This is a genomic window from Aurantimicrobium sp. INA4 (genome assembly GCF_027924525.1).
Taxonomy (GTDB): domain Bacteria; phylum Actinomycetota; class Actinomycetes; order Actinomycetales; family Microbacteriaceae; genus Aurantimicrobium.
On the sequence record NZ_AP027040.1, the window covers coordinates 954,073 to 977,568 of the forward strand.

At 53.7% G+C, this 23,496-nt stretch carries 25 protein-coding genes; 7 read left to right on the forward strand and 18 right to left on the reverse strand.

Annotated elements, in window-relative coordinates; all coding sequences use genetic code 11:
• Positions 1-2: 2 nt before the first annotated feature.
• Genes AINA4_RS04720 through sufB form a run of 3 tightly spaced genes read right to left on the reverse strand, consistent with a single transcriptional unit; the run spans position 3 to position 2,865 of the window.
• On the reverse strand, positions 3-329 hold the full coding sequence (locus AINA4_RS04720) for a non-heme iron oxygenase ferredoxin subunit (RefSeq protein ID WP_281786353.1): 327 nt from the start codon (positions 327-329) through the stop codon (positions 3-5).
• Between the two features lie 2 nt (positions 330-331).
• The gene (gene sufD, locus AINA4_RS04725; protein ID WP_281786354.1) at positions 332-1,444 is read right to left on the reverse strand and encodes a Fe-S cluster assembly protein SufD; all 1,113 of its coding nucleotides are present in this window, start codon (positions 1,442-1,444) and stop codon (positions 332-334) included.
• A 2-nt stretch (positions 1,445-1,446) separates the two neighbouring features.
• A complete protein-coding gene (gene sufB / locus AINA4_RS04730; RefSeq protein ID WP_096380806.1) occupies positions 1,447-2,865 on the reverse strand; it encodes a Fe-S cluster assembly protein SufB in 1,419 nt (472 codons plus the stop codon).
• A gap of 209 nt (positions 2,866-3,074) precedes the next feature.
• Here sufB and AINA4_RS04735 point away from each other — a divergent pair, with 209 nt between their 5' ends.
• The gene (locus AINA4_RS04735) at positions 3,075-3,977 is read left to right on the forward strand and encodes a COX15/CtaA family protein (protein WP_281786355.1); all 903 of its coding nucleotides are present in this window, start codon (positions 3,075-3,077) and stop codon (positions 3,975-3,977) included.
• Here AINA4_RS04735 and AINA4_RS04740 read toward each other — a convergent pair.
• A complete protein-coding gene (locus tag AINA4_RS04740) occupies positions 3,974-4,894 on the reverse strand; it encodes a heme o synthase (RefSeq protein WP_281786356.1) in 921 nt (306 codons plus the stop codon). The genes AINA4_RS04735 and AINA4_RS04740 overlap by 4 nt on opposite strands.
• Before the next feature lie 196 nt (positions 4,895-5,090).
• Here AINA4_RS04740 and tkt point away from each other — a divergent pair, with 196 nt between their 5' ends.
• The 6 genes from tkt (at position 5,091) to pgl (ending at position 13,210) form a co-directional block, all read left to right on the forward strand.
• Positions 5,091-7,187, forward strand: coding sequence for a transketolase (tkt, locus tag AINA4_RS04745; protein WP_281786357.1), 2,097 nt, complete (start codon positions 5,091-5,093; stop codon positions 7,185-7,187).
• Positions 7,188-7,268: 81 nt separating this feature from the next.
• Positions 7,269-8,375, forward strand: a complete 1,107-nt coding sequence (gene tal / locus AINA4_RS04750) for a transaldolase (RefSeq protein WP_281786358.1) — start codon at positions 7,269-7,271, stop codon at positions 8,373-8,375.
• Complete coding sequence (locus AINA4_RS04755) at positions 8,376-9,983, forward strand: glucose-6-phosphate isomerase (protein ID WP_281786359.1); 1,608 nt, start codon at positions 8,376-8,378, stop codon at positions 9,981-9,983. It abuts the gene before it with no gap.
• A 10-nt stretch (positions 9,984-9,993) separates the two neighbouring features.
• Positions 9,994-11,535 carry a glucose-6-phosphate dehydrogenase gene (gene zwf, locus AINA4_RS04760; RefSeq protein ID WP_281786360.1) on the forward strand — a complete coding sequence of 514 codons (1,542 nt, stop codon included), beginning with the start codon at positions 9,994-9,996 and terminating at the stop codon, positions 11,533-11,535.
• Positions 11,532-12,473, forward strand: a complete 942-nt coding sequence (locus AINA4_RS04765) for a glucose-6-phosphate dehydrogenase assembly protein OpcA (protein ID WP_281786361.1) — start codon at positions 11,532-11,534, stop codon at positions 12,471-12,473. Before zwf ends, AINA4_RS04765 begins: the two co-directional genes overlap by 4 nt.
• The gene (gene pgl, locus AINA4_RS04770; protein ID WP_281786362.1) at positions 12,470-13,210 is read left to right on the forward strand and encodes a 6-phosphogluconolactonase; all 741 of its coding nucleotides are present in this window, start codon (positions 12,470-12,472) and stop codon (positions 13,208-13,210) included. The genes AINA4_RS04765 and pgl overlap by 4 nt, the downstream gene beginning before the upstream one ends.
• Here pgl and AINA4_RS04775 read toward each other — a convergent pair.
• From AINA4_RS04775 to sepF, 14 genes are all read right to left on the reverse strand, one after another.
• Positions 13,207-13,893 (reverse strand): HAD-IA family hydrolase, encoded by a 687-nt coding sequence (locus tag AINA4_RS04775; RefSeq protein WP_281786363.1) that lies wholly within the window; start codon positions 13,891-13,893, stop codon positions 13,207-13,209. The two genes, pgl and AINA4_RS04775, sit on opposite strands and share 4 nt — an antisense overlap.
• A gap of 32 nt (positions 13,894-13,925) precedes the next feature.
• Positions 13,926-14,294, reverse strand: coding sequence for an RNA polymerase-binding protein RbpA (locus tag AINA4_RS04780; protein ID WP_096380787.1), 369 nt, complete (start codon positions 14,292-14,294; stop codon positions 13,926-13,928).
• Positions 14,295-14,296: 2 nt separating this feature from the next.
• Positions 14,297-14,545: a preprotein translocase subunit SecG gene (gene secG, locus AINA4_RS04785; RefSeq protein ID WP_114129116.1), complete on the reverse strand. Its 249-nt coding sequence runs from the start codon at positions 14,543-14,545 to the stop codon at positions 14,297-14,299.
• A gap of 17 nt (positions 14,546-14,562) precedes the next feature.
• The gene (gene tpiA, locus AINA4_RS04790; protein ID WP_281641032.1) at positions 14,563-15,348 is read right to left on the reverse strand and encodes a triose-phosphate isomerase; all 786 of its coding nucleotides are present in this window, start codon (positions 15,346-15,348) and stop codon (positions 14,563-14,565) included.
• Complete coding sequence (locus tag AINA4_RS04795) at positions 15,342-16,553, reverse strand: phosphoglycerate kinase (protein WP_281786364.1); 1,212 nt, start codon at positions 16,551-16,553, stop codon at positions 15,342-15,344. Before AINA4_RS04795 ends, tpiA begins: the two co-directional genes overlap by 7 nt.
• A 15-nt stretch (positions 16,554-16,568) precedes the next feature.
• Positions 16,569-17,576 (reverse strand): type I glyceraldehyde-3-phosphate dehydrogenase, encoded by a 1,008-nt coding sequence (gap, locus tag AINA4_RS04800; protein WP_281786365.1) that lies wholly within the window; start codon positions 17,574-17,576, stop codon positions 16,569-16,571.
• 129 nt (positions 17,577-17,705) lie between these two features.
• Positions 17,706-18,332 (reverse strand): superoxide dismutase, encoded by a 627-nt coding sequence (locus tag AINA4_RS04805; RefSeq protein ID WP_096380773.1) that lies wholly within the window; start codon positions 18,330-18,332, stop codon positions 17,706-17,708.
• Between the two features lie 95 nt (positions 18,333-18,427).
• The gene (whiA, locus tag AINA4_RS04810) at positions 18,428-19,402 is read right to left on the reverse strand and encodes a DNA-binding protein WhiA (RefSeq protein WP_281786366.1); all 975 of its coding nucleotides are present in this window, start codon (positions 19,400-19,402) and stop codon (positions 18,428-18,430) included.
• A gap of 49 nt (positions 19,403-19,451) precedes the next feature.
• Positions 19,452-20,330 (reverse strand): RNase adapter RapZ, encoded by an 879-nt coding sequence (gene rapZ / locus AINA4_RS04815; RefSeq protein WP_281786367.1) that lies wholly within the window; start codon positions 20,328-20,330, stop codon positions 19,452-19,454.
• A gap of 109 nt (positions 20,331-20,439) precedes the next feature.
• The gene (locus AINA4_RS04820; RefSeq protein WP_281786368.1) at positions 20,440-21,360 is read right to left on the reverse strand and encodes an RluA family pseudouridine synthase; all 921 of its coding nucleotides are present in this window, start codon (positions 21,358-21,360) and stop codon (positions 20,440-20,442) included.
• Positions 21,350-21,988, reverse strand: a complete 639-nt coding sequence (gene lspA / locus AINA4_RS04825; protein ID WP_281786369.1) for a signal peptidase II — start codon at positions 21,986-21,988, stop codon at positions 21,350-21,352. The genes AINA4_RS04820 and lspA overlap by 11 nt, the downstream gene beginning before the upstream one ends.
• A gap of 2 nt (positions 21,989-21,990) precedes the next feature.
• The gene (locus AINA4_RS04830) at positions 21,991-22,554 is read right to left on the reverse strand and encodes a DivIVA domain-containing protein (protein WP_281786370.1); all 564 of its coding nucleotides are present in this window, start codon (positions 22,552-22,554) and stop codon (positions 21,991-21,993) included.
• A 115-nt stretch (positions 22,555-22,669) separates the two neighbouring features.
• Positions 22,670-22,972: a YggT family protein gene (locus tag AINA4_RS04835; protein ID WP_096380763.1), complete on the reverse strand. Its 303-nt coding sequence runs from the start codon at positions 22,970-22,972 to the stop codon at positions 22,670-22,672.
• 32 nt (positions 22,973-23,004) lie between these two features.
• On the reverse strand, positions 23,005-23,457 hold the full coding sequence (gene sepF, locus AINA4_RS04840) for a cell division protein SepF (protein ID WP_096380761.1): 453 nt from the start codon (positions 23,455-23,457) through the stop codon (positions 23,005-23,007).
• Positions 23,458-23,496: the final 39 nt, after the last annotated feature.

Sequence of the window (23,496 nt, forward strand, 5' to 3'; positions counted from 1 at the left end):
ACTTAGATCTCTTTCGTAACGGTGGGGTCAATAAATACTTCGCCGTCAATTACTTCAACGACAAAAACTGGGACAGGTTCGTAGGCAGGCAAGGTCAGAGGCTTGCCGGTGGTGAGCTCAAACTTGGAGCCGTGAGCCCAACATTCCAACGTGTTGTCCTCGACGAAGCCTTCAGCTAAGGAAATGTCTCCGTGAGTGCAGGTATCACCAATTGCGTGAATATTTCCAGCTGAATCCAAGACCAGAGCAATAGGGATTCCCCCGGCGATTACGCGCTTTGCCTGATCTTGAACAAGCTCAGATACGGCACAAACTTTTTCAGCAGCCATCCCTAAACACCAGCCTCCAGCTTGTTGTTGAGGTATTCCTCAATGCGTTCTTCCAAAGCAGGGACCTCGAGCTGTTGAACAATTTCGTTCAAAAATCCACGAACGACCAGACGGCGGGCATCAGCTTCGCTGATTCCACGAGCCTGGAGATAGAACAGCTGTTCGTCATCGAAACGTCCAGTAGCAGAAGCGTGACCGGCGCCAGCAATGTCGCCGGTTTCGATTTCGAGGTTAGGGATCGAATCCGCACGGGTTCCTTCGGTCAGAACCAAGTTGCGGTTTTGCTCGTATGAGTCAGTTCCTACAGCCTTGTTACCAATGAGCACGTCACCAATCCACACGGTGCGAGCACCCTTACCTTGGAGCGCACCCTTGTAATTGACACGGCTCTTTGACTGAGGCGCATCATGGTTGACATACACCTGCTGCTCAATGTGCTGCCCTGCGTCAGCGAAGTAAACACCGTTGAGAACAACGGAAGAGCCAGCATCTGCCAAGATCGCGGAAGGATTGACTCGAATGACATCACCGCTGAGGGAGACAAGTGTGTGCTTGAGCTCTGCATCTTTGCCAATGGAGGCGAAGTGGCTACCCAAGTGCAGGGCGTCATCGTTCCACTCTTGAACGGAGACGAGGTTCAGACGAGAACCAGCACCGAGCACTACTTCCAGGTTTTCAACTAGACGAGCATCACCTGAGTTTTGCAGGATGACGGTTGCCTGTGCATGAGGAGCTGTAGTGATCAGAATGTGGGCTGCACGAGGTGTTGTTCCCAGGCCATCACGCGTAATGGTGATTTCACTGTGCTCTTCTGAGGAGGCTGAGATGAGGAGAACTTCTTCGGCAGCCTTCCAGGCGTTAGCAGAAGCCTTGTCCTCGGGCATGCCTGCAACGCCTACACGAGCATCGCTGGAAGAAATCCAGGAGACCTCAATACCAGCAACCTCTGGAGCACTGTAGGGAAAACGTGAACCGTCGAGTAGGCCAGAAATAAGCTCCTGCAGCTTAGCTACGGGAGAGAATTTCCAATCCAGTTCACGACCTGTAACAGACTCAAAATCTTCTGGGTTAGTCGATTTTGGGCGCGCGGAACGGATTTGTACAGGGATGGTCATTACTAGCCCACCGAGCCTTCCATGCCGAGTTCAATCAGCTTGTTCAGTTCCAGGGCGTATTCCATGGGAAGTTCACGGGAGATGGGCTCGATGAATCCACGAACAATCATGGCCATAGCCTCGTCCTCAGCCATACCGCGACTCATCAGGTAGAAGAGCTGGTCTTCGCTAACTTTGGAGACGGTTGCTTCGTGGCCTAGCTGTACATCATCGACACGGATGTCAATTGCTGGGTAAGTGTCAGAACGTGAAATGGTGTCCACGAGGAGAGCATCACAACGAACCGTGTTGGCCGAGTTGTGTGCGTTAGCGTCCATGCGAATTTCACCACGGTAACCGGCACGTCCCCCGCCACGAGCAATCGACTTGGAGACGATGGAGCTCTGGGTATTGGGAGCCATGTGAATCATCTTGGCGCCGGCATCTTGGTGCTGTCCGGGGCCAGCAAAAGCAACAGATAGAGTCTCGCCCTTAGCACCCTCACCCACGAGGTAGACCGAGGGGTACTTCATGGTGACCTTGGAGCCGATGTTGCCATCAATCCACTCCATGGTTGCACCCTCGTGCGCAATGGCACGCTTGGTTACCAGGTTGTACACGTTGTTGGACCAGTTCTGGATGGTGGTGTAGCGAACGCGAGCGTTCTTTTTGACCACAATCTCCACAACTGCGGAGTGCAGTGAGTCACTCTTGTAGATGGGTGCAGTACATCCTTCGATGTAGTGAACGTAGCTGCCTTCATCGGCAATGATGAGCGTGCGCTCAAACTGACCCATGTTCTCCGTGTTGATACGGAAGTAAGCCTGAAGTGGAATCTCAACGTGAACACCCGGTGGAACGTAGACGAATGAACCACCCGACCACACGGCAGTGTTTAGCGCAGCAAACTTGTTATCTCCGGCAGGAATGACAGTGCCGAAGTATTCCTCGAAGAATTCAGGGTGCTCTTTCAGAGCAGTATCAGTGTCCATGAAGATGACACCCTGGCGCTCGAGCTCTTCGTTGATCTGGTGGTACACCACTTCAGATTCATACTGTGCTGCAACACCAGCAACCAAACGCTGACGTTCAGCCTCAGGGATACCAAGCTTCTCGTAGGTGTCCTTGATTTCATCAGGGAGATCTTCCCAGGTCTGAGCCTGTCGTTCCGTTGACCGGACAAAATACTTGATGTTGTCGAAGTGAATTTCGGACAGGTCGGCGCCCCAGTTAGGCATGGGCTTACGGCCGAACATTTCATAGGCTTTCAGACGAGTCTTGAGCATCCACTCTGGCTCGTTCTTGAGGCCGGAGATGTCTTTAACAACGTCCTCGTTGATACCTCGGCGAGCGCTGGCACCAGCAGCGTCCTTATCGTGCCAACCGAATTCGTACTGGCCAATGCCCTCAAGTTCGGGCCGGTCGATCAGGATGTCTGACATGGCTCTCTTTCTGACGAATCTAGACTAAGAAGAGAACAGAAACATTGGCGCAAAACATCGCGTCAATCTCGCTTGTTCTCGCCCTCGAGTTATCGGCTTTCGCACGATTTCAACTAACGAACTTAGCCTAGCCTTAGTTCGTTGGATAAGACAGGGTAAATGCGTTCTTCTTCAGCGAACAACATCAAACAGAGTAGGTATATTCCCTCGTGAGTAAATTCGTGAATTGGTTCCCCACTTCCGTTGACCGCAAAGTTCGTATTGCGGCATGGGCAACTTTTGTTGCACAAACACTCATTGTGGTCACCGGTGGCGCTGTTCGGTTGACCGCAAGTGGCTTGGGGTGCCCTACGTGGCCAAGGTGCACGGAAGATTCTTTTGTCTCCACTCCAGAAATGGGTATTCACGGAGTTATTGAGTTCGGTAATCGCCTGCTCACATTTGCCTTGGTGATCATTGCCGTTATTACTTTCGCTCTGATTTTTCGGATGCGTAAGAATCGCCGCGATCTCTTCTGGCTTGCGCTCGTAATCGGCTTGGGTATTCCCGCACAGGCGATTATTGGGGGCATTTCTGTTCTCACCCAGCTCGACCCCTATGTTGTAGGGCTGCACTTTGTGGTGTCCATCGTGATGGTGGCTCTATCAACCATGCTGGTGTACCGCGTTTATCACGGTAATGCCCCTCGCTCCTGGGTCATTGAACCATCACAATCAAAGATTCCTCTGGTTGTGTGGTTGGTTGCAGTTTTCCAAATGATCACGATCATCTTTGGCATTTTGACGACAGGATCTGGCCCGCACGCAGGTGACGCGGATGCCCGCAGGAACGGGCTCGACGGAGAAATCCTGCAGCATTTGCACTCATACCCTGCCTACACAGCAGTTGCCTTGACACTGCTGGCGATCGTAATGGCGACACGGGCTCGTTTATTCGCTCTGCGTCATTCCTTGATTCTGCTGATCATCCTCAATGGGGTACAGATCACAGTAGGAATTATCCAGTCTCGAACAGGACTACCACCGCTGTTGGTCGGTATCCATATGTTGCTTGCATGCTTGGTTAGCGCCGCGACAACATATGCGCTCTTGAAATTGCGAAAGGTTGCCTAGAACGGCAGCAGTGCATCGATAGCTACTGCTAGGAATATCACCGACAGGTAGCCATTCGAGAAGTGGAACAAGCGCATTGGCTTGGGGTCTATCTGGCGCAGAGCTCGTGAATACAGCAGGTGGCTTTCCACAATGAACCAAGCACCTGCCACGAGAGCAACAGCGGTATAGATCCAGCCCATGTCTGCTACCGGCACAAGTAAAAGCGTGGCAGCAACGGTTGCCCAAGCGTAGAGCACAATTTGGAGACCGACTGTTACTCGACCACGTACCACTGTGAGCATAGGCACGTTGGCGTTTTTGTAGTCTTCGCGGTATCGCCACGACAGTGGCCAATAGTGCGGTGGTGTCCACAAGAAAATGATGAGGAACAAAATCACCGGAGCCCAGGACAGTGAGCCCGTTACAGCGGCCCACCCAATAAGCACAGGGAATCCACCCGCAGCTCCACCCCAGACAATGTTTTGTGGAGTGCGGCGCTTGAGCACGAGGCTGTAGACAATGACGTAGAACGCAATTGCGGAGACAGATAGCGATGCTGCGAGCAGGTTGGTAAAGAGCAAGAACCACATAGTGGAAATAACTGCGAGGGCCCACGAGAAAATCAAGGCTTGTTTGTCAGTGATTTCACCTGTGACGAGTGGGCGCCCTTTGGTGCGGTTCATCAGACGATCGATATCGCGATCGATATAGCAATTGAAGGAGCCAGCAGAACCGGCACTCATCATTCCACCGATCAGGACTGCGAGAACCAGCCACAGGTTGGGAACGCCTTCCTGTGCCAAAAACATGGTGGGAATCGTCACTGCCAACAGCAGTTCCATCACGCGAGGTTTTGTCAGTGAAACATAGGCAGCAACTGTGCGCTTAAAGCCGACCGTGGACACAGCAGTGGTGCCAGATTCGGAAGCGTTCATGAGTCCTCTGAGAAGTTGGGCCTTGGTGTCCAAGTCTACGGGAGGTAACGCTGTGTCATTTGGCACGTTCCCCGAGGGCGTAAGCCCAGCAGTGCCTATACTTAGAGGAGCCGTTATTCGGCATGTGTGGCCTATTTTTCCGGCCATCGTAATTTTCCCCCACCTCCCTCACGGAATATGGAAGGCCGATATAGATATGGCGCAGCTCGACTGGTCCGAATTAGATAACAAGGCAGTTGACACCGCGCGTGTTCTGGCGGCTGACGCAGTCGAGAAGGTGGGAAACGGTCACCCCGGAACCGCCATGAGCCTCGCACCGGCCGCATACCTCCTGTGGAACAAGATCATGCGTCGGGACCCACGGGATGACCAGTGGATTGGCCGCGACCGCTTCATTCTTTCCGTAGGACACTCTTCGCTCACACAGTACGTGCAGCTGTACTTGAACGGATACGGTCTTGAACTCGACGACCTCAAGGCTTTGCGTACCTGGGGCTCACTAACCCCGGGCCACCCTGAATACGGTCACACCAAGGGTGTAGAAATCACCACCGGTCCCCTAGGACAAGGCCTCGCTTCTGCTGTGGGCTTTGCTTACGCATCTCGCTTCGAACGTGGTCTTTTTGACCCCAACGCAGCACTTGGAACCAGCCCCTTTGACCACTTCGTTTATGTCATTGCTGGTGACGGCGACCTGCAAGAAGGTGTCACCGCTGAAGCGTCCTCTCTTGCCGGTCACCAGCAACTGGGTAACCTCATCGCGATCTATGACTCCAACCAGATTTCGATTGAAGACGACACCACCATTGCATTCACCGAGGACGTAGCCAAGCGTTACGAGTCTTATGACTGGCACGTCCAGACTGTGGACTGGAAGAAAACCGGTGTTTATGTTGAAGACGTCGCTGCCCTTAATGACGCCATCGAGGTAGCCCAGGCAGTCACAGACAAGCCTTCATTGATCATTCTCAAGACCATCATTGGTTGGCCAAGCCCTAAGAAGCAGAACACCGGAAAGATCCACGGTTCTGCACTCGGTACAGATGAGCTCAAGGGCCTCAAGGAAGTTCTCGGCTTCGACCCTGAACAGAGCTTCCAGGTAGCTGACGAAGTTATCGAGCACACCCGCAAGGCTGTGGCAAAGGGCGCTGCTGAACGCGCTGAATGGCAGAAGAGCTTTGACGCGTGGGCGGTAGCAAACCCAGAAAACAAGAAGCTTCTCGACCGCCTCGAAGCAGGCCTGCTTCCTGACGGTGTTGAAGCAGCGCTTCCTGTGTTTGAAGGTGGCACTGAAGTTTCTACTCGTGCCGCTTCTGGCAAGGTACTCAACGCGCTGGGACCCGTCATCCCTGAGCTTTGGGGCGGATCTGCTGATCTCGCCGAGTCCAACAACACCACCCTCGAAGGAGCAAATTCCTTCGTTCCTGCTCAGTGGTCAACCCACGAGTGGACAGGTGACAACTATGGTCGCGTCCTTCACTTCGGTATTCGTGAGCACGCCATGGGCGCAATCCTGAACGGTATCGCCTTGCACGGCAAGACCCGAGCTTATGGTGGAACCTTCCTCATCTTCAGCGACTACATGCGCCCTGCCGTGCGCCTGGCAGCACTCATGAAGGTGCCATCGATCTTCGTGTGGACCCACGACTCCGTGGCTCTGGGGGAAGACGGCCCCACACACCAGCCCATCGAACAGCTCGCTACTTTGCGCGCCATTCCTGAGTTGGATGTGGTTCGTCCTGCAGATGCAAACGAAGTTGCCTACGCCTGGAAGACAATCCTGGAACGCCGCAACGGGCCTGCAGGTATTGCTCTGACTCGTCAGAACATTCCCGTATTCACCCGCGGAGAGGGCGTTGCTACCGGCGATACCTTCGCTCATGCACGTGAAACCGCAAAGGGCGCCTACATTCTCGTTGACGCAGCAAACGGCAAGCCAGATGTGATCTTCATCGCAACCGGTTCTGAAGTTCAGCTCGCTGTTGCAGCTCGCGAACAGCTCGCCAGTGAAGGCATCCATGCTCGCGTGGTTTCTGTGCCGTGCCTCGAGTGGTTCTACGAACAGCCTGCGGCATACCAGGAGAGCGTTCTTCCGTCAGCGGTGAAGGCACGCGTTTCCATCGAAGCTGGCCTGTCGCTGACCTGGGACAAAATTGTTGGCTCCACAGGTCGTAGCGTCTCAATCGAACACTTCGGAGCGTCCGCAGATTACAAGACCTTGTTCACCAAGTTCGGCATCACAACCGAAGCTGCTGTCCAGGCTGCAAAAGAAACTCTCGCAGCCCAGAAATAAATCACACGGGGTCAGGAACGACGTTTCTGGCCCAGTATTACAACTTCATATTTGACCACCCATCAAGGAGAATCCAGGTTCATGTCGAACTCCCCCACCGCACAACTGTCCGCAGCCGGCGTCAGCATATGGCTCGATGACCTCTCTCGCGAGCGCATCACCTCTGGCAACCTCCAGGCACTTATTGCTGAAAAGAATGTTGTGGGCGTGACCACAAACCCCACGATTTTTGCTGGCGCCCTCACTAATGGTGAAAGCTATGCAGCTCAAGTCAAGCAGCTAGCTGCAGCGGGGGCAGATGCTGAAGCTGCGGTCTTTGAGATCACAACCGATGACGTTGCAGATGCCTGTGACATCTTCCGGGGTGTATTCGACGCTACTAACGGTGTTGATGGACGTGTCTCTATCGAAGTATCTCCCACACTTGCTCACGATGCTCCAGGCACTGTTGACGAGGCAAAGCGTCTGTGGGCTAAGGTCAACAAGCCCAACGCGTTGATTAAGATTCCAGCAACTCTTGCTGGCCTGGATGCCATCACTGACGTGATTGGTGAGGGCATCTCCGTGAACGTAACACTGATTTTCTCTCTGGAACGCTACGAAGCAGTTATCAAGGCCTACCTTGCTGGTCTGGAGAAAGCGAAAGCTAATGGACACGATCTCTCCAAGATTCACTCTGTGGCGTCCTTCTTTGTTTCCCGCGTGGACACTGAGGTGGACAACCGCCTGAACGCCATTGGGACTCCAGAAGCCCTTGCACTCAAGTCCAAGGCAGGTTTGGCGAATGCACGCCTGGCTTATGAACTCTACGAAGCACAGTTCAACACTCCTCAAGCAGTTTCCCTGCTCGCCGATGGCGCGAATGTTCAGCGTCCACTCTGGGCCTCCACCGGCGTGAAAGACCCAGCACTTCCTGACACGCTCTATGTCACCGAGTTGGTTGCTGCTGGCATCGTCAACACCATGCCCGAGAAAACACTTGATGCAACATTTGATCACGGAGTCGTTACAGGTGACACCATCACCACCAACTACGCCGATGCCAAGGCAGTTTTTGCGGCATTAGCTGCAGTCGGCGTTGACTTTGAGGATGTCACCAATGTCCTCGAATCTGAAGGCGTCTCCAAATTCATCATCTCTTGGGGCGAACTCCTCGAGACTGTCAACACCGCACTAGCAGGAGCATAAATGTCTTTTCGCATCAAAGTATCTGGAGCAGCGGAAGCCGCTGTTGAAAAGCACGTCCCTCAGCTCGTTTCAGACATGGTTGCTTCGAGTATTACCGCTCAGGACCCCGCACTCTGGGGCGCTGAAGCTGAATCCGAATCTGCGATTCGCTTGGGATGGACAGAATCCGTTGCAATCTCTCGCCCTCTCGTTGCAGAGATTCAAGCATTACGCGATCAATTGCGCGAAAAAGGTGTCAACCACATTGTCTTAGGTGGAATGGGCGGCTCCTCTCTCGCTCCTGAAGTCATTACGGCCACGATGCAGGCAGAGTTGACCGTTTTGGATTCAACTGAACCAGGCCAGATTCAAGCAGCAATAACCGATCGTCTGCAGACCACGGCAGTGGTTATCTCAAGTAAGTCTGGTGGAACTGTTGAAACCGATAGCCAGAAGCGTATTTACGAAGCAGCTTTTGAAGCAGTAGGAATCGATCCCCTCGAGCGCATCATTGTTGTGACCGACCCAGGTTCACCGCTGGATAAGTCTGCTCGGGAGGCGGGATACCGCGTCTTCAACGCTGACCCCAACGTGGGTGGACGATTCTCCGCACTAACCGCATTTGGTCTTGTACCTTCCGGTCTCGCTGGAGTGGATATTGCTGAACTACTCAACGAAGCTGAGGCTATCTCCATCGACCTTGCTGTTGACCAGCCTGAGAACCCAGGTTTGATCTTGGGTGCAGCTATTGCGGGAACTTCTCCCCTGAAAAACAAACTTGCTCTGGTCACAGACGGGACTCACCTCGTTGGTTTCCCCGACTGGGCCGAGCAGCTGATCGCTGAATCAACAGGCAAGGAAGGAACTGGGATTCTTCCCGTTGTTCTTGATGTTGTCTCTCCTGAACTCAGCGCTGGATATGAGGATGTTCAGGTCCTTCGTCTTGTCGATGACGCACACGAATTCCACCTCCTCAAGCACGACCGTCACGAGGGCGAAATCCTGGTCTCGGGAACCTTAGGCGCCATGTTCCTTGTTTTCGAATATGCAACCGCTGTTGCAGGTCGTCTGTTGGGCATCAACCCCTTCGACCAGCCTGATGTGGAGTCCGCAAAAATTGCTGCTCGTGCCCTTCTGGATAACCGTCCGGCACCAACCGAACCCCTATTCACAGAAAAGGGCATCGAGGTCCGTGCACATGGCGATCTAGGAGATGCCAAAACCGTTCGTGAAGCAATTACCGCTGTACTCAAGCAATTGCCCACTGATGGTTATGTCTCCGTTCAGGCATACGTTGACCGTGTGAACTTCCCCGAGGTACACGGTGTCCGTGATCTTGTTGCCGCACGCGCAGGTCGTCCTGTCACCTTCGGCTGGGGACCTCGCTTCTTGCACTCCACCGGACAATTCCACAAGGGGGGTCCAGCTGTTGGTGTGTTCATTCAAATTCTGCAAAAGCCTGCTGGAGATGTCGTGATTCCAGAGCGCCCCTTTACCTTCGGTGAATTGATTGCAGCTCAGGCAGCAGGTGATGCAGCGGTATTGGCGGAACACGGTCGTCCCGTACTCACTCTCACATTGACGAACCCCGCTACTGAACTCGAACACCTGTTCGCAGCCTTCAACTAAAGAGGAAACCATGTCACCTGTTGACATCACGGCCCGTCACAACCCCCTTCGAGTTGCCGAAGACCGCCGACTCAACCGCATTGCTGGCCCTTGTGGTCTTGTTCTGTTCGGCGTTACTGGGGACTTAGCCCGCAAGAAACTCATGCCTGCGGTCTACGACCTCGCAAACCGAGGATTATTGCCTCCTGGTTTTGCTTTGGTGGGTTTTGCTCGTCGCGACTGGGTCGATCAGGACTTTGCACAGGTCGTGCACGACTCCGTCAAGCAATATGCGCGCACGGAATTCCGTGAAGATGTGTGGCAGCAGCTGGCCAAAGGTATTCGCTTTGTTCAAGGTGAATTCAACGATGACAAGGCGTTTGAACGTCTGAAAAAAACCATCGCAGAGCTCGACGAGAAGCGCGGGACCATGGGAAACCATGCGTTCTATCTCTCCGTCCCACCTCGTTCCTTCCCTGAGGTTGTTTCTCAGCTCAAGCGCGCAGGGCTTGCGGATGAGGTTGAGGGCCAGTGGCGTCGCGTCGTGATTGAAAAGCCGTTTGGTTCAGACCTGAAGACAGCTCGGGAACTCAATGATGTCGTGGAATCGGTCTTCCCCGCGGATTCTATTTTCCGTATTGATCACTACCTGGGTAAGGAAACAGTTCAAAACATTCTTGCTTTGCGTTTTGCAAACCAACTGTTTGAGCCACTGTGGAATGCGGAGCACGTCGACCACGTCCAAATCACCATGGCTGAAGATATTGGCGTGGGTGGTCGTGCCGGATATTACGACGGTATTGGTGCCGCTCGCGACGTCATTCAAAACCACCTTCTGCAGTTGCTTGCTCTGACTGCCATGGAAGAACCTATCTCCTTCAATGCAGAAGACTTACGTGCTGAGAAAGAGAAGGTTCTTGCTGCTGTTCGCTTGCCAGAAAACCTGGCGCATTCCACCGCTCGCGGTCAGTATGCCAGCGGCTGGCAAGGTGGCGAAGAGGTCGTTGGCTTCCTCGACGAAGAGGGAATGAACCCCAAATCAGTGACCGAAACCTACGCGGCAATGAGGCTCGATATCGGAACACGACGCTGGGCAGGTGTCCCCTTCTACCTGCGTGCAGGCAAGCGCCTGGGACGTCGCGTGACAGAAATCGCAGTCGTGTTCAAGCGTGCCCCCCAATACTTGTTTGCCGACCACCAAACCTCTGCACTGGGTCAGAATGCTCTCGTGATTCGTGTTCAGCCTGATGAAGGTGTCACTATTCGCTTTGGCTCTAAAGTCCCTGGTGCGGGCATGCAAGTTCGTGACGTAACCATGGACTTTGGTTATGGTCACGCTTTCACCGAGGCAAGTCCTGAAGCTTACGAGCGTTTGATCTTGGATGTGCTCTTGGGAGAACCGCCACTATTCCCTCGTCACGAAGAGGTGGAATTGAGTTGGAAAATTCTTGACCCCATTGAAGAATTCTGGGCAACCCAAGGCCAACCTGAGCTGTATGCGCCTGGAACGTGGGGCCCTGCTTCAGCTGATGAATTGATGGCCCGTGACGGCCGTGTTTGGAGACGTCCATGATCCTCGAACTTCCTGACACAACTACCGCAAAGGTTGCCAAAGAACTTGTGAACCTTCGTGAAGAAGGCGGTGCGGTTGCTCTTGGACGTGTTCTCACTCTCCTGATTTCTACCACTCTCGGTGAAGAAGAAGTTGCCATTGCCGCCGCTAACGAAGCATCCCGTGAGCACCCTATGCGTGTTATTGTGCTTTCAGTAATCGAACCTGAACACTCCATTTCTAACCGATTGGATGCCGAAGTTCGTGTTGGTGGCGATGCCGGTGCCAGCGAAGTTATCGTGCTCCGCGCTTACGGCAAGGTAGGTTCTGACCAACAAGGTTTGGTAACAGGTCTTCTCCTCCCTGACACTCCAGTTGTTGCTTGGTGGCCAGGAGCTGCACCTGAAAAAGTTTCTGAATCTGCGCTAGGCAAAATTGCACAGTGTCGCATCACCGACTCTGCAGCTCAAAAAGAACCCCTGCAGGCGCTCGATGATTTGTCCAGAACGTATTCACCCGGTGATGCGGACTTCGCCTGGACTCGACTGACACTGTGGCGGACACAACTCGCAGCAGTACTTGACCAACCACCGTATGAGCCCATCATTGAGGCTCATGTCACCTCCACGCCAGACTTCCCAGCAGCAAAAATGCTTGCAGCCTGGCTGCAACTCCAACTTCAAGTTCCGGTGACCTGTGACCTCACTCACACCGGTTTGAATTGGCGTGGGATCCACGGCGTTCGCCTAGTGCGCAAATCTGGTGCCATCGAGCTCACTCGAGTTGAACCGACAACAGCCCGTCTTGAACAGCCTGATCAGCCCAATCATGACATCTCGATGCCATTGCGTAGTCTGCGTGACTGCTTGGCAGAAGAGCTGCGCCGTTTGGACCCCGATGAGGTTTATGGGCGTGTGGTCACTGAAGGTCTCCCCCAAATCAAAATGGTGACCACGTGAGTGAAGAAACCACACTCGAGGCATATGCCGATAAGCAAGAACTCATTGACAACATCGACGAAATCTTCGAAGAAACGGTCAAAGATCTTCTTCTGCAACAAGAGAACGTCCACATTGTCCTCACTGGTGGAACTGTCGGTATTGCCCTACTAGAAAACATCGATCCCAGCCACAAACTGGATTGGAAAAGAATCCATCTGTGGTGGGGGGATGAACGCTTTGTCCCTGCAGGCCACCCAGACCGAAATGAGGGCCAAGCAACAGCTGCTCTGATTCACCGCCTTCCCATCCCAGCAGAGAATGTTCACCGCATGCCAGCGTCCGATTCAGGATTGACGCTAGATGAAGCAGTCGATGCCTACGACGACGAGCTCGCGAGGTTCTGGCCAGAGCTTCCAGAGTTCGACATCACCCTGTTAGGCGTTGGGCCTGATGCCCACATCGCAAGCTTGTTCCCTGGGCTTGAAGGTATAGAGGTCGATGACCGCGCTGTCATCGCAGTGCGTAATTCCCCAAAACCTCCCGCAGAACGAATTAGCTTGACGCTTCCAGCGTTGAACAACTCGAAAAACGTCTGGGTTGTCGCCTCCGGCGCTGACAAAGCAGATGCCATCTATGCCGCGTTTACCTCTGAAAGCGCTTCAGAAGCGCCTGTGAGCGCCGTTGAGGGCATTGAAGAGACTGTGTTCTTCACCGACGAGGCTGCCGCAGCACGCCTCATAGAGGAAACGAATTAACGCAATCTGCTCAAGGCGGGGATGTGGAGTACACCGTCCCGATAGCTAAGCCCCGCCAAGCTTTTCACAACTATCTCAACATCAGTATCAAGTGCAACCTTTGTCACCCCAATGACACAGAAAGCACCGGCGGATAGCCCTGCCTGAATACCTGCAGCAGCGTCTTCGAAAACGATGCACTCCCCTGGCGTAAGGCCTAAATTTATTGCTCCTCGGAGATACGGATCAGGATGTGGCTTGCCTCGCTCCACATCTTCAGACGAAACCAACTCGGCAGGTAACGGAAGCCCCGCTGCTTGCAGACGCGCTGCGCCCAGTCGGGGGTTAGCTGAAGTGCAGACGGTCCACATCCCTGGCATTAGCGACGTGAGGAGCTCTACCGCTCCAGGTAATGCTCGGGTCATGTGTGCTGAGTCTTGCTCCAACTGGTGAATGTAGGCAACAGCTTCGTCGTAGTAATCCTCAGACACATGCCTGCGCACCATATCTTCGGCACGAATACCGGCGTTGGAACGATCACTCCAGTCAAAATCAGGAACATATCTCGCAGACCATTTGTTCCACGCGTCCACAGCCGCGCTGTGACTGTCCACCAAAACACCATCGTTATCGAAGAGTAAACCTGCGATAGGAAGTTCAATATCTTTCAAGGTTTTTCCTGGGGTGAAAAGTGAGAAAAACATGGCCCCTGATTACTCAGGGGCCATGTGTAAAGTTACTTAGTCGGCTTGACCGTTCCGCGACGAACGCGGAGCTGGTGGAGAGCATCTTCAAGAATCTGCTCTGCCTCTTCCTCGGTACGACGTTCCTTAACGTAGGCAAGGTGAGTCTTGTAAGGCTCAAGCTTTGCTAGCTCAGGTGGGTTTTCCTTGTCGCGACCAGCGGGAAGACCAGACTGCGGGCAATCGATAATCTCCGGAATTTCTTCTTCAGGAAGGTTCGCTGCGAAGTAACGAACCGTCTCGTTACCGAGTGCATCCCAGTAAGAGATTGCGATGCGTTCAGCGTGAATTCCGTGATCTTGTTCACCCATTGGGCCTGCGCCGACGCGCGAACCGCGAATTGCACTACCGCCAGATGCCATAGTTATGCTCCCTGGAACTTAGTAATGAGGCCGAGGAGGACGATGCATGTAATCCACACCAGCCCCAAAATGATGGTCAAACGATTGAGGTTGCGTTCTGCAACACCGGAAGACCCGAGTGTTGAGCTCATACCGCCACCAAACATGTCTGAGACACCTCCACCGCGACCCTTGTGAAGAAGGATAAGCAGAGTGAGGAGCAGGCTGGTGAGGGCAAGCAGAACCTGCAAAACAATCTCGAGAATAAGCATGCTTAAAGTCTACCCGACTAAATTACGTGCTTCTGGAATCGAGCAATGCTTGAGAACTCAGCAACGTCAAGGCTTGCACCACCGACGAGTGCACCATCAATGTTGGGCTGCCGCATGAATCCGGCAATGTTGTTTGCTTTGACCGAGCCACCGTAAAGAATTCGAGTACGCTGTGCTGCAGCTTCACCGAGTACTTCACCAAGAGCAACCCGGATTGCTGCACAGACTGCTTCAGCCTGCTCTTCGGTTGCAACCTTGCCGGTACCGATAGCCCAGACAGGCTCGTAGGCAATAACGATGTCAGCGTCCTGAGAAACACCCTCAAGTGCCTTCTTCAGTTGAGCAACAGGTACCGCAGAGGGGCCGAACTCTTCGAGTTCTGCTTCAGTTTCACCAACGCAGAGGACGGGGACAACGCCGTGCTTGAGTGCTGCCTTGACTTTGTTGCCCACGATCTCATCAGTTTCTCCGTGGTACTGGCGACGCTCAGAGTGGCCAATGATGACATAAGAGCAACCCAGCGCCTTGAGGAATCCCCCAGGGATTTCGCCGGTGTATGCACCGGAGTCGTGCATGGACACGTCCTGAGCTCCATAGGCGAGTTCGAGCTTGTCTGCTTCAACCAGGTTCTGCACCGAGCGAATATCAGTGAAGGGTGGGAAGACGGAAACTTCAACGTCGGTGTACTTGTGTCCGGCGTCCTTGAGAGTCCATGCCAGCTTCTGAACGAATGCAATCGCCTGGAGGTGATCCAGGTTCATCTTCCAGTTGCCCGCGATGAGCGGGGTACGAGTGTTTACCATCCGAGGACCTCCAGGCCAGGTAGACGCTTACCCTCGAGGAATTCGAGGCTAGCTCCACCACCGGTTGAAATGTGACCGAACTGGTCATCTGCGAAACCAAGAATGCGCACTGCAGCAGCAGAATCTCCACCACCAACAACGCTGAGGCCGTCAACCTCAGTCAATGCCTGGGCAATTGCGCGGGTGCCTTCAGCGAAGGCGGGAATTTCAAACACACCTGCAGGGCCGTTCCAGAACACCGTCTTGGAAGCCTTGATCAGCTCGGCGAATGCATTGCCAGTCTCCGGACCAATGTCGAGACCCATGCCGGTTGCACCAAAGGGAGTGTCTTCGAGTGCGTCTGCAGCGGCAACAACGTGTTCTGCATCGGCACCAAACTTGCTGGCCATCACGATGTCGGTCGGAAGAATAATCTTCACTCCACGTGCTTCGGCATCTGCGATGTAACCGCGGACAGTGTCCAGCTGGTCAACCTCGAGCAGGCTGGCACCAACCTTGTATCCCTGAGCTGCGAGGAAGGTGAAAACCATGCCACCGCCCACCAGGATTGTGTCGACGCGTGGCAGGAGGTGAGAAATGACACCGAGCTTGTCAGAAACCTTAGAACCACCAAGTACGACCGTGTAGGGGCGCTCAGGATTTTCGGTGAGGCGGTCCAGCACATCAAGTTCGGTCTCAATGAGCAAACCTGCTGCGCTGGGAACCAGCTTGGCCAGGTCATAGACCGAAGCCTGCTTACGGTGAACAACACCGAAGCCATCCGAGACGAGCACGTCACCGAGCTCGGCAAGCTGAGCAGCGAAGGCGCCACGTTCAGCTTCATCCTTGGAGGTCTCTCCTGGGTTGAAACGCAGGTTCTCCAGGACAGCAATCTGACCATCAGCCAGAGCAGAAACAGTCGCCTTTGCAGAGTCCCCGACGGTGTCAGTGGCAAAAGCGACGGGCTTGCCGAGCAATTCGCCCAGACGGATGGCGGCAGGTTCGAGGCTGTATTTTGCCTCGGGTGAACCGTCAGGACGCCCGAGGTGGCTCATCACCACGACACGGGCGCCCTGATCGAGTAGAGCGTTCAATGTTGGCAGCGACGCACGGATACGACCGTCGTCGGTAATCACACCATCCTTCAGTGGGACGTTGAGGTCGCATCGGACCAAAACGCGCTTGCCAGCAAGCGAACCTAGTGAAGAGAGGGTGCGAAGTGCCATATTGAATTACTTTCTTTAGAGCTTGGCGCCGACGTACTCAGTCAGGTCAACCAGACGGTTGGAGTAACCCCACTCGTTGTCGTACCAGCTGGAGATCTTGACCTGGTTGCCCAGAACACGCAGCAGACCAGCGTCGAAGATCGACGAGTGTGGGTCGGTCACGATGTCGCTGGAAACAATCTCGTCCTCGGTGTACTTCAGGATGCCCTTGAGGGGACCCTCTGCAGCAGCCTTGAATGCAGCCTTGACCTCATCTTCGGTCACTGGCTTCTCAACCTGGATGGTGAGGTCAGTGATCGAACCGGTAGGTACGGGTACGCGAAGTGCGAAGCCGTCGAGCTTGCCGTTGAGCTCGGGCAGAACCTTACCGATGGTCTTTGCAGCACCAGTGGAGGAAGGAACGATGTTGATCGCTGCGGCGCGTGCGCGGCGCAGGTCAGAGTGTGGGCCATCCTGAAGGTTCTGGTCAGCGGTGTATGCGTGAACAGTGGTCATCAGGCCAGTGATGATGCCGAATTCTTTGTCAAATACCTGCACGAGTGGTGCAAGGCAGTTGGTGGTGCAAGATGCGTTCGAAATGACGTGGTCGGTAGCCGCGTCATACTTCTCGTTGTTAACACCCATCACAAAGGTTGGGATGTCATTGCCGGTGGGAGGTGCGGAGATGAGCACCTTCTTGGCGCCAGCAGCAATGTGCTTTTCTGCGTTTGCGCGGTCAGTGAAGCGACCGGTGGATTCGATGACGATGTCAACACCAAGCTTGCCCCAGCCGAGGTCTGCGGGGTCGCGCTCTGCGAGAACCTTGATCTTCTTGCCGTTGACGATGATGTTCTCGGCGTCGTGAGAAACTTCAGCATCCAGGCGACCAGTTACCGAGTCATACTTCAACAGGTGTGCGAGCACCTTGGTGTCGGTGAGGTCGTTGACAGCAACAATTTCGATGTCTGCGCCCTGTGCGAGTGCAGCACGGAAATAGTTACGTCCAATACGGCCGAAACCGTTGATTCCAACTTTGACAGTCACTTCGTCTCCAAGTGATGTTAGGGAGCGTGTTGCTCCAAGGGTGGTGAGGGTGGAGGGAGGGTATTACTTTGATGAAAAATCAGTAGGAACGGGTGCCCCGAAAAGTTTCGAGACACCCGTTGTCAACTACTAAGAGAATAGCAGGACGCTGGATGCACCCTTGCGAGCGGCCTCAAAACGCGCCGAAACGTCAGCCCAGTTGATAATGTTCCAGAACGCTGTGACATAGTCGCCCTTCACGTTCTTGTAGTCCAGATAGAAGGCGTGCTCCCACATGTCAAGCATGAGCAAAGGAATAGTTCCAGCTGCGATGTTGCCCTGCTGGTCGTACAGCTGCTCAATGATGAGGTTCTTGCCCAGTGCATCCCAAGCCAAGAATGCCCAACCGGAACCCTGAAGACCAAGAGCTACAGCGTTGAACTGAGCCTTAAACGCATCAAAAGAACCAAAGTACTCATCAATGGCAGCAGCTAGCTCGCCTGTGGGGCGCTCCTCAGAGCCAGGAGTGAGGTTCTTCCAGAAAATGGAGTGGTTGGTGTGACCACCCAAGTGGAATGCGAGGTCCTTCTGGAGCTTGTTGATGTTCGCGAAGTCGTTCTTCTCACGTGCTTCGGCAAGCTTTTCGAGAGCAGTGTTGGCGCCATCAACATAGGCCTTGTGGTGCTTGCTGTGGTGCAGCTCCATAATGGTTGCACTGATGTGTGGTGCGAGAGCTGAATAGTCATAATCCAGTTCGGGCAGTGTGTAGTTAGCCACAGGTGTTCTCCTTAGAACGTGAGGTGGGGGTCTTACTGGTGTTAACCGTCTCGACAACCATTTTATTGCCGATGAGGAAAGTTATTTCTGGGAATTTAGGCGTCGATGTCTTCAGGAACAGCTGATTCAGTTCCTGGAACACCCAACTCTTGAGCTCGTTTATCGGCCATCGCCAACAGTCGACGAATACGTCCGGCAACAGCATCTTTTGTCATGGGTGGATCTGCGTGATGACCCAGCTCATCCAAACTTGCATCACGGTAGTTCAAGCGGAGCTCACCTGCATACTTGAGGTGTTCAGGGATCTCATCCCCCAAAAGCTCTAAAGCACGCTCCACACGGGCGCAGGCAGCAACAGCGGCCTGCGCTGAACGGCGCAGGTTGGCATCGTCGAAGTTGACGAGGCGATTGGCCGTGGCACGCACCTCGCGGCGCTGTCGCAACTCTTCCCAGTTCTTGACAGTTTCGGTCGCACCCATGATGGTGAGCACAGCCGAGATTGCCTCATCTTCGCGAATGACAACACGGTGTACTCCGCGCACTTCACGGGCTTTGGCCGCAAACTGGAGGCGGTTGGCAGCCCCAACAAGGGCCATAGCAGACTCGTTGGTTGGGCAAACGATTTCAAGAGCGGCAGAGCGACCTGGGTCAGTTAGGGACCCAGCAGCGAGGAAAGCTCCACGCCAAATCGCGGAAAGATCTTCTAAGTTGCCCGTGGTGAGTTTGTTGGGAAGGCCACGAATGGGGCGACGACGTGCATCGAGCAAACCTGTTTGACGAGCAAGTGTTTCCCCATCAAGCACACGAACAAGGTAGCTCGGTGCATTCTTTCCACCTGAGCTCGGTGTGAGGCGCCCTTCCGAACGAACACCGTAAATTTCAGCCAAATCTTTGCGAACACGCGTTGCAAGTTCCTGAGAGTCCAACTCAGCTTCGACAGCAATTCGGCCTGAAATGGTGTGTAAGCCCCCAGCAAAACGCAGGATTGTCGCCAATTCTGCAGTGCGCACACTGGTCTTTCCAGCCCCCACAGTGATGAGTTCTTGCTTGACGTTTTCAGTTAAGCCCATGTCCTCTAATTCCCTTTGTGTTACAAAAATCGCATGATGGTGTTGGCAGCTATTCGCGGCCGAAGTCTCGGTGTTTGACCCGCACAACAACTCCTGGAAGCTTCTCGAGATGTTTGGCAAGCTCTTCGGTCAACGCAACCGAACGGTGTTTGCCACCAGTGCAGCCAATAGCTATCGTGGCGTGGCGTTTGTTCTCTCGCTGATAGCCCGCTAAAACGGGTGCTAGAGCAGCAGAATAGGCTTCAACGAACTCGCGAGCGCCAGGCTGACTCAAGACATAGTCCGATACGTCCTTATCCATGCCGGTATTTCCCCGCAGTTCAGGAATCCAAAATGGATTGGGCAAGAATCTGCCATCGGCAATGAGGTCAGCATCTGATGGGGTGCCATATTTGAATCCGAAACTCATCAGATTCACTCGAACCCCGGCAGTTTCTTCTTGCGCAAACTGTTCAGTGATGAGGGTGGAGAGCTGGTGGATGTTCAAATCACTGGTGTCAATGACGATGTCGCTGAACTCACGCAATGCTGTCATCCGGGAACGCTCTGCTGTGATGCCATCGATGATCGTGCCTTCACCCTGCAGAGGGTGTGGCCGACGTACAGACTCAAAACGTCGGACGAGGGACGCATCGGTAGCGTCCAGGAATAAGACTCGGACGACCGTTTCTGCAGGCATGGACTGAATGATTTCTTGCAGATTTTCAAAGAAATCACGGCCACGGACATCCACCACTGCGGCAATCTTGGGAAGGTTTTCACCAGCTTTGTCTGCGAGTTCAACCAGTGGACGTAGCATCTGCGGTGGCAAGTTATCGACAACGTACCAATCAAGGTCTTCAAGGGCATTTGCCACAGTAGAACGACCTGCGCCAGACATTCCGGTGACGATGAGAACTTCCTGCTTATTGCGGGATAGTTCAGGCATGATCACTTCCTTGATTTACGGGGCGTGTTACGGCGTGTCGTACCAGACTAGCCATAAGCGACACGCCGGGAAACTCTGAAGCCTCAAACCTTGGGGCAGAAGTTGAAGGTTAGTTCGCTGCTAGCACGTCAAGTGCATGCTGTAGATCAGCTGGATACGGTGAAACAAACTCGACGTAGTCACCGGTTGCTGGGTGAGTGAAGCCGAGTTTGTGGGCATGCAACCATTGCCTAGTGAGGCCTAAACGTGAGCTGAGCGTGGGGTCCGCCCCATATAACGCATCCCCCACGCATGGATGGCGCTGAGCAGCCATATGCACACGAATTTGATGAGTTCTCCCGGTTTCGAGTTTGATTTCGAGCAGGGAAGCAAATGGGAATGCTTCCAAAGTTGTGTAGTGGGTCACTGCGTGTTTGCCATCACTGGTAACGGCAAACTTCCAGTCCGAACGAGGATGGCGTCCGATAGGCGCATCAATTGTTCCCGCCAATGGGTCTGGATGTCCCTGCACGACGGCGTGATAGATCTTGTTAACTTCTCGGTCATGAAAAGCGTGTTTGAGAGCGCTATAGGCTTTCTCGCTTTTTGCAACAACCATCAAACCTGACGTTCCCACATCGAGGCGGTGGACTATTCCTGCGCGTTCAGCAGCACCCGAAGTGGAAATAGTGAAGCCTGAAGCGGCAAGAGCTCCAAGGACGGTTGGTCCATCCCAGCTTGCAGCAGGGTGTGCGGCAACACCGACAGGCTTATCCACAACAACAATGTCGTCATCGTCATAGACGATGGAGAAGTCGGGAACCATCATGGGGACTATTTCTGGTCCACGTTTTTCTTCCCAGGAGACAGTCAAGGTTGCTTCTGCGCGAAGCTTGTCTGACTTACCCAACGTGACACCGTTTTGCTCCACTCCCCCGGCTTCGGCAATCTCTGCTGCCTGGGTTCGTGAGAAACCAAAGAGTCTGGCAAGACCTGCATCGACGCGAACTCCGTCGAGACCGTCTGGAACCGGTGTGGATCTAGTTTCCACCAGCTCCACCTGTTCCGCCGTTGCCAGGGCCACCCTGGCCGGTCAGACCGCCCTGCAACGTGACAGTGGGATTTGAACCAATGGGTGGCTCGTTTGTGTTCTTTTTGCGAGTTTCCCGAGTTCCATCGATGTGAATTCCAGAGAAAGTGAGGATGACGAGCAAACACATGCTGGAAACGATGGAAATGTCTGCGATGTTATAAATCGCAGGCATCATCCAGGGTGTGTAGATAAAGTCGATAACCAGGCCATGCCCGAATTCGACCACACCTTCGGCATTTTGTTGGGTTAGCCGGTCAGTCAGGTTGCCGAGAGTGCCACCCAATAAAAGACCAAATACGACTGCCCACGCAACGGATCTAATTTTGCGGGCAAAAACAATGATGACGATCGTGACAATGGCGGCAAGGATGGAAAAAATCCAGGTACTGCCCGACGCAATCGAGAAAGCCGCCCCGGGGTTTCTCACAAAGTAAAACTGAAGGAAATCTCCCAGAACAGGGTTGCTCACGCCTTCAGGCAGGGTGTTTTTAACCCAGAACTTACTCAGTTGATCTGCAAGGTAGACAACAACGGCGCAGACGCCCAGCAGGGTCAGAACAGCCCAGACAGGCCGCTTAACCGCCACGATTAGTTCTTGGGAGTGGTTCCAGCTGTGTTGAGCTCGTCAAGCTCTACTAGCTGGTTGGAGATGTAGCTACGAAGCTTCTCGCGGTATTCCTTTTCGAAGCTGGATAGCTCAGCGATTTCACCCTTGAGCTTGGCTTTATCTGTCTCGAGTGCTGAGAGTTGCGACTTCACGGTGGCTTCAGCCTCAGAAACAAGACGAGTAGCAGTTTCGTGACCTTCAGCAATAAGTGCGTCACGCTTCTCAACGCCCTCGCGCACATGTTCTTCGTGGAGGCGGCGAGCAAGGGTCAAAAGATCATTGGCACTCGCGGTTGCGCTGGAGTCGTCAACAACAACGGGCGCAGGAGTAGTGACGGGCTTTGCTGGAGCAGCTGATTCGCCGCCTTCGAGGCGAGCTTCTGCTGCCTCTAGCTTGGAACGCAGGTCTTCGTTCTCAGCACCCAGGCGGCGCAATTCAACGACGATTTCATCAAGAAAATCGTCAACCTCGTCCTGGTCATATCCTTCACGGAACTTGGTCTGTTGAAACCGCTTGTTTACTACGTCTTCTGGCAATAATGCCATGGGGTGCCATCCTCTTAGTGAGAGCTACAAAAATGGTTATCTCAGGTGATAACTCACTAACGCTACCAAAATACTCAACAGCGTTGGAACAGGAAAGAAAAATAACCTGATTTTCCTAGAGAATCATCAGATACTCGGCGATGTACATCGCGACAATGGCCGCCAACATCACTACTGTCCAACCAAAATCCAGCGCAATCGCACCAAAGCTCACAGGTTTTACCCATCGGCGAACAAGATTCATGGGTGGATCTGTGAGGGTATAGATGACGCCACTCAATACAAGCACGAACGAGGGAGGTCGCCATCCTGGCTTGAATGCACGAATAAAGTCGAGAATCAGTCTTCCCCACATGGCAAAAACAAACACCAAGAGGGCGTAATACAGGACTAATCCAACGAGACCAATAACGGACATCTCTACTCCTCAGCCACGCCGGTGGCGTGAGCTTATTCGCCGAAGAAAGTGGTGTCTACTTCAGCAGTTTCTGCTGCTGCATCACCTGACACGGCAACGTGTGCGGGTGAGAGCAGGAATACCTTGCTGGTAACACGTTCAATCTTGCCGTAGAGACCCTGAGAAAGACCTGAAGCAAAGTCAATCAGTCGACGAGCATCGGTCTCAGTCATCTGTGAGAGGTTCATGATGACAGGAACACCTTCACGGAAGTTTTCAGCGATGACCTTGGCATCTGAATACTGCTTGGGGTGTACGGTGACTATTTCATTCATGTCGCTAGCTGCCTGGTTCTTTGCGGTGTTACGGCGAAGGGGGGTTACCTGAGCACGACCAGCGGAAACAGGGGCTACCTGAGGTGCTGCAGCGTATGCAGGTGCGTCGTAGGTCGTCTCCTCATCAGCGAGACCGAGATAGACCATGGTCTTCTTGAGTGGATTGGCCATTGAGTTACCTCCAGGTAATAAAAAATCGTCTAATTGAGG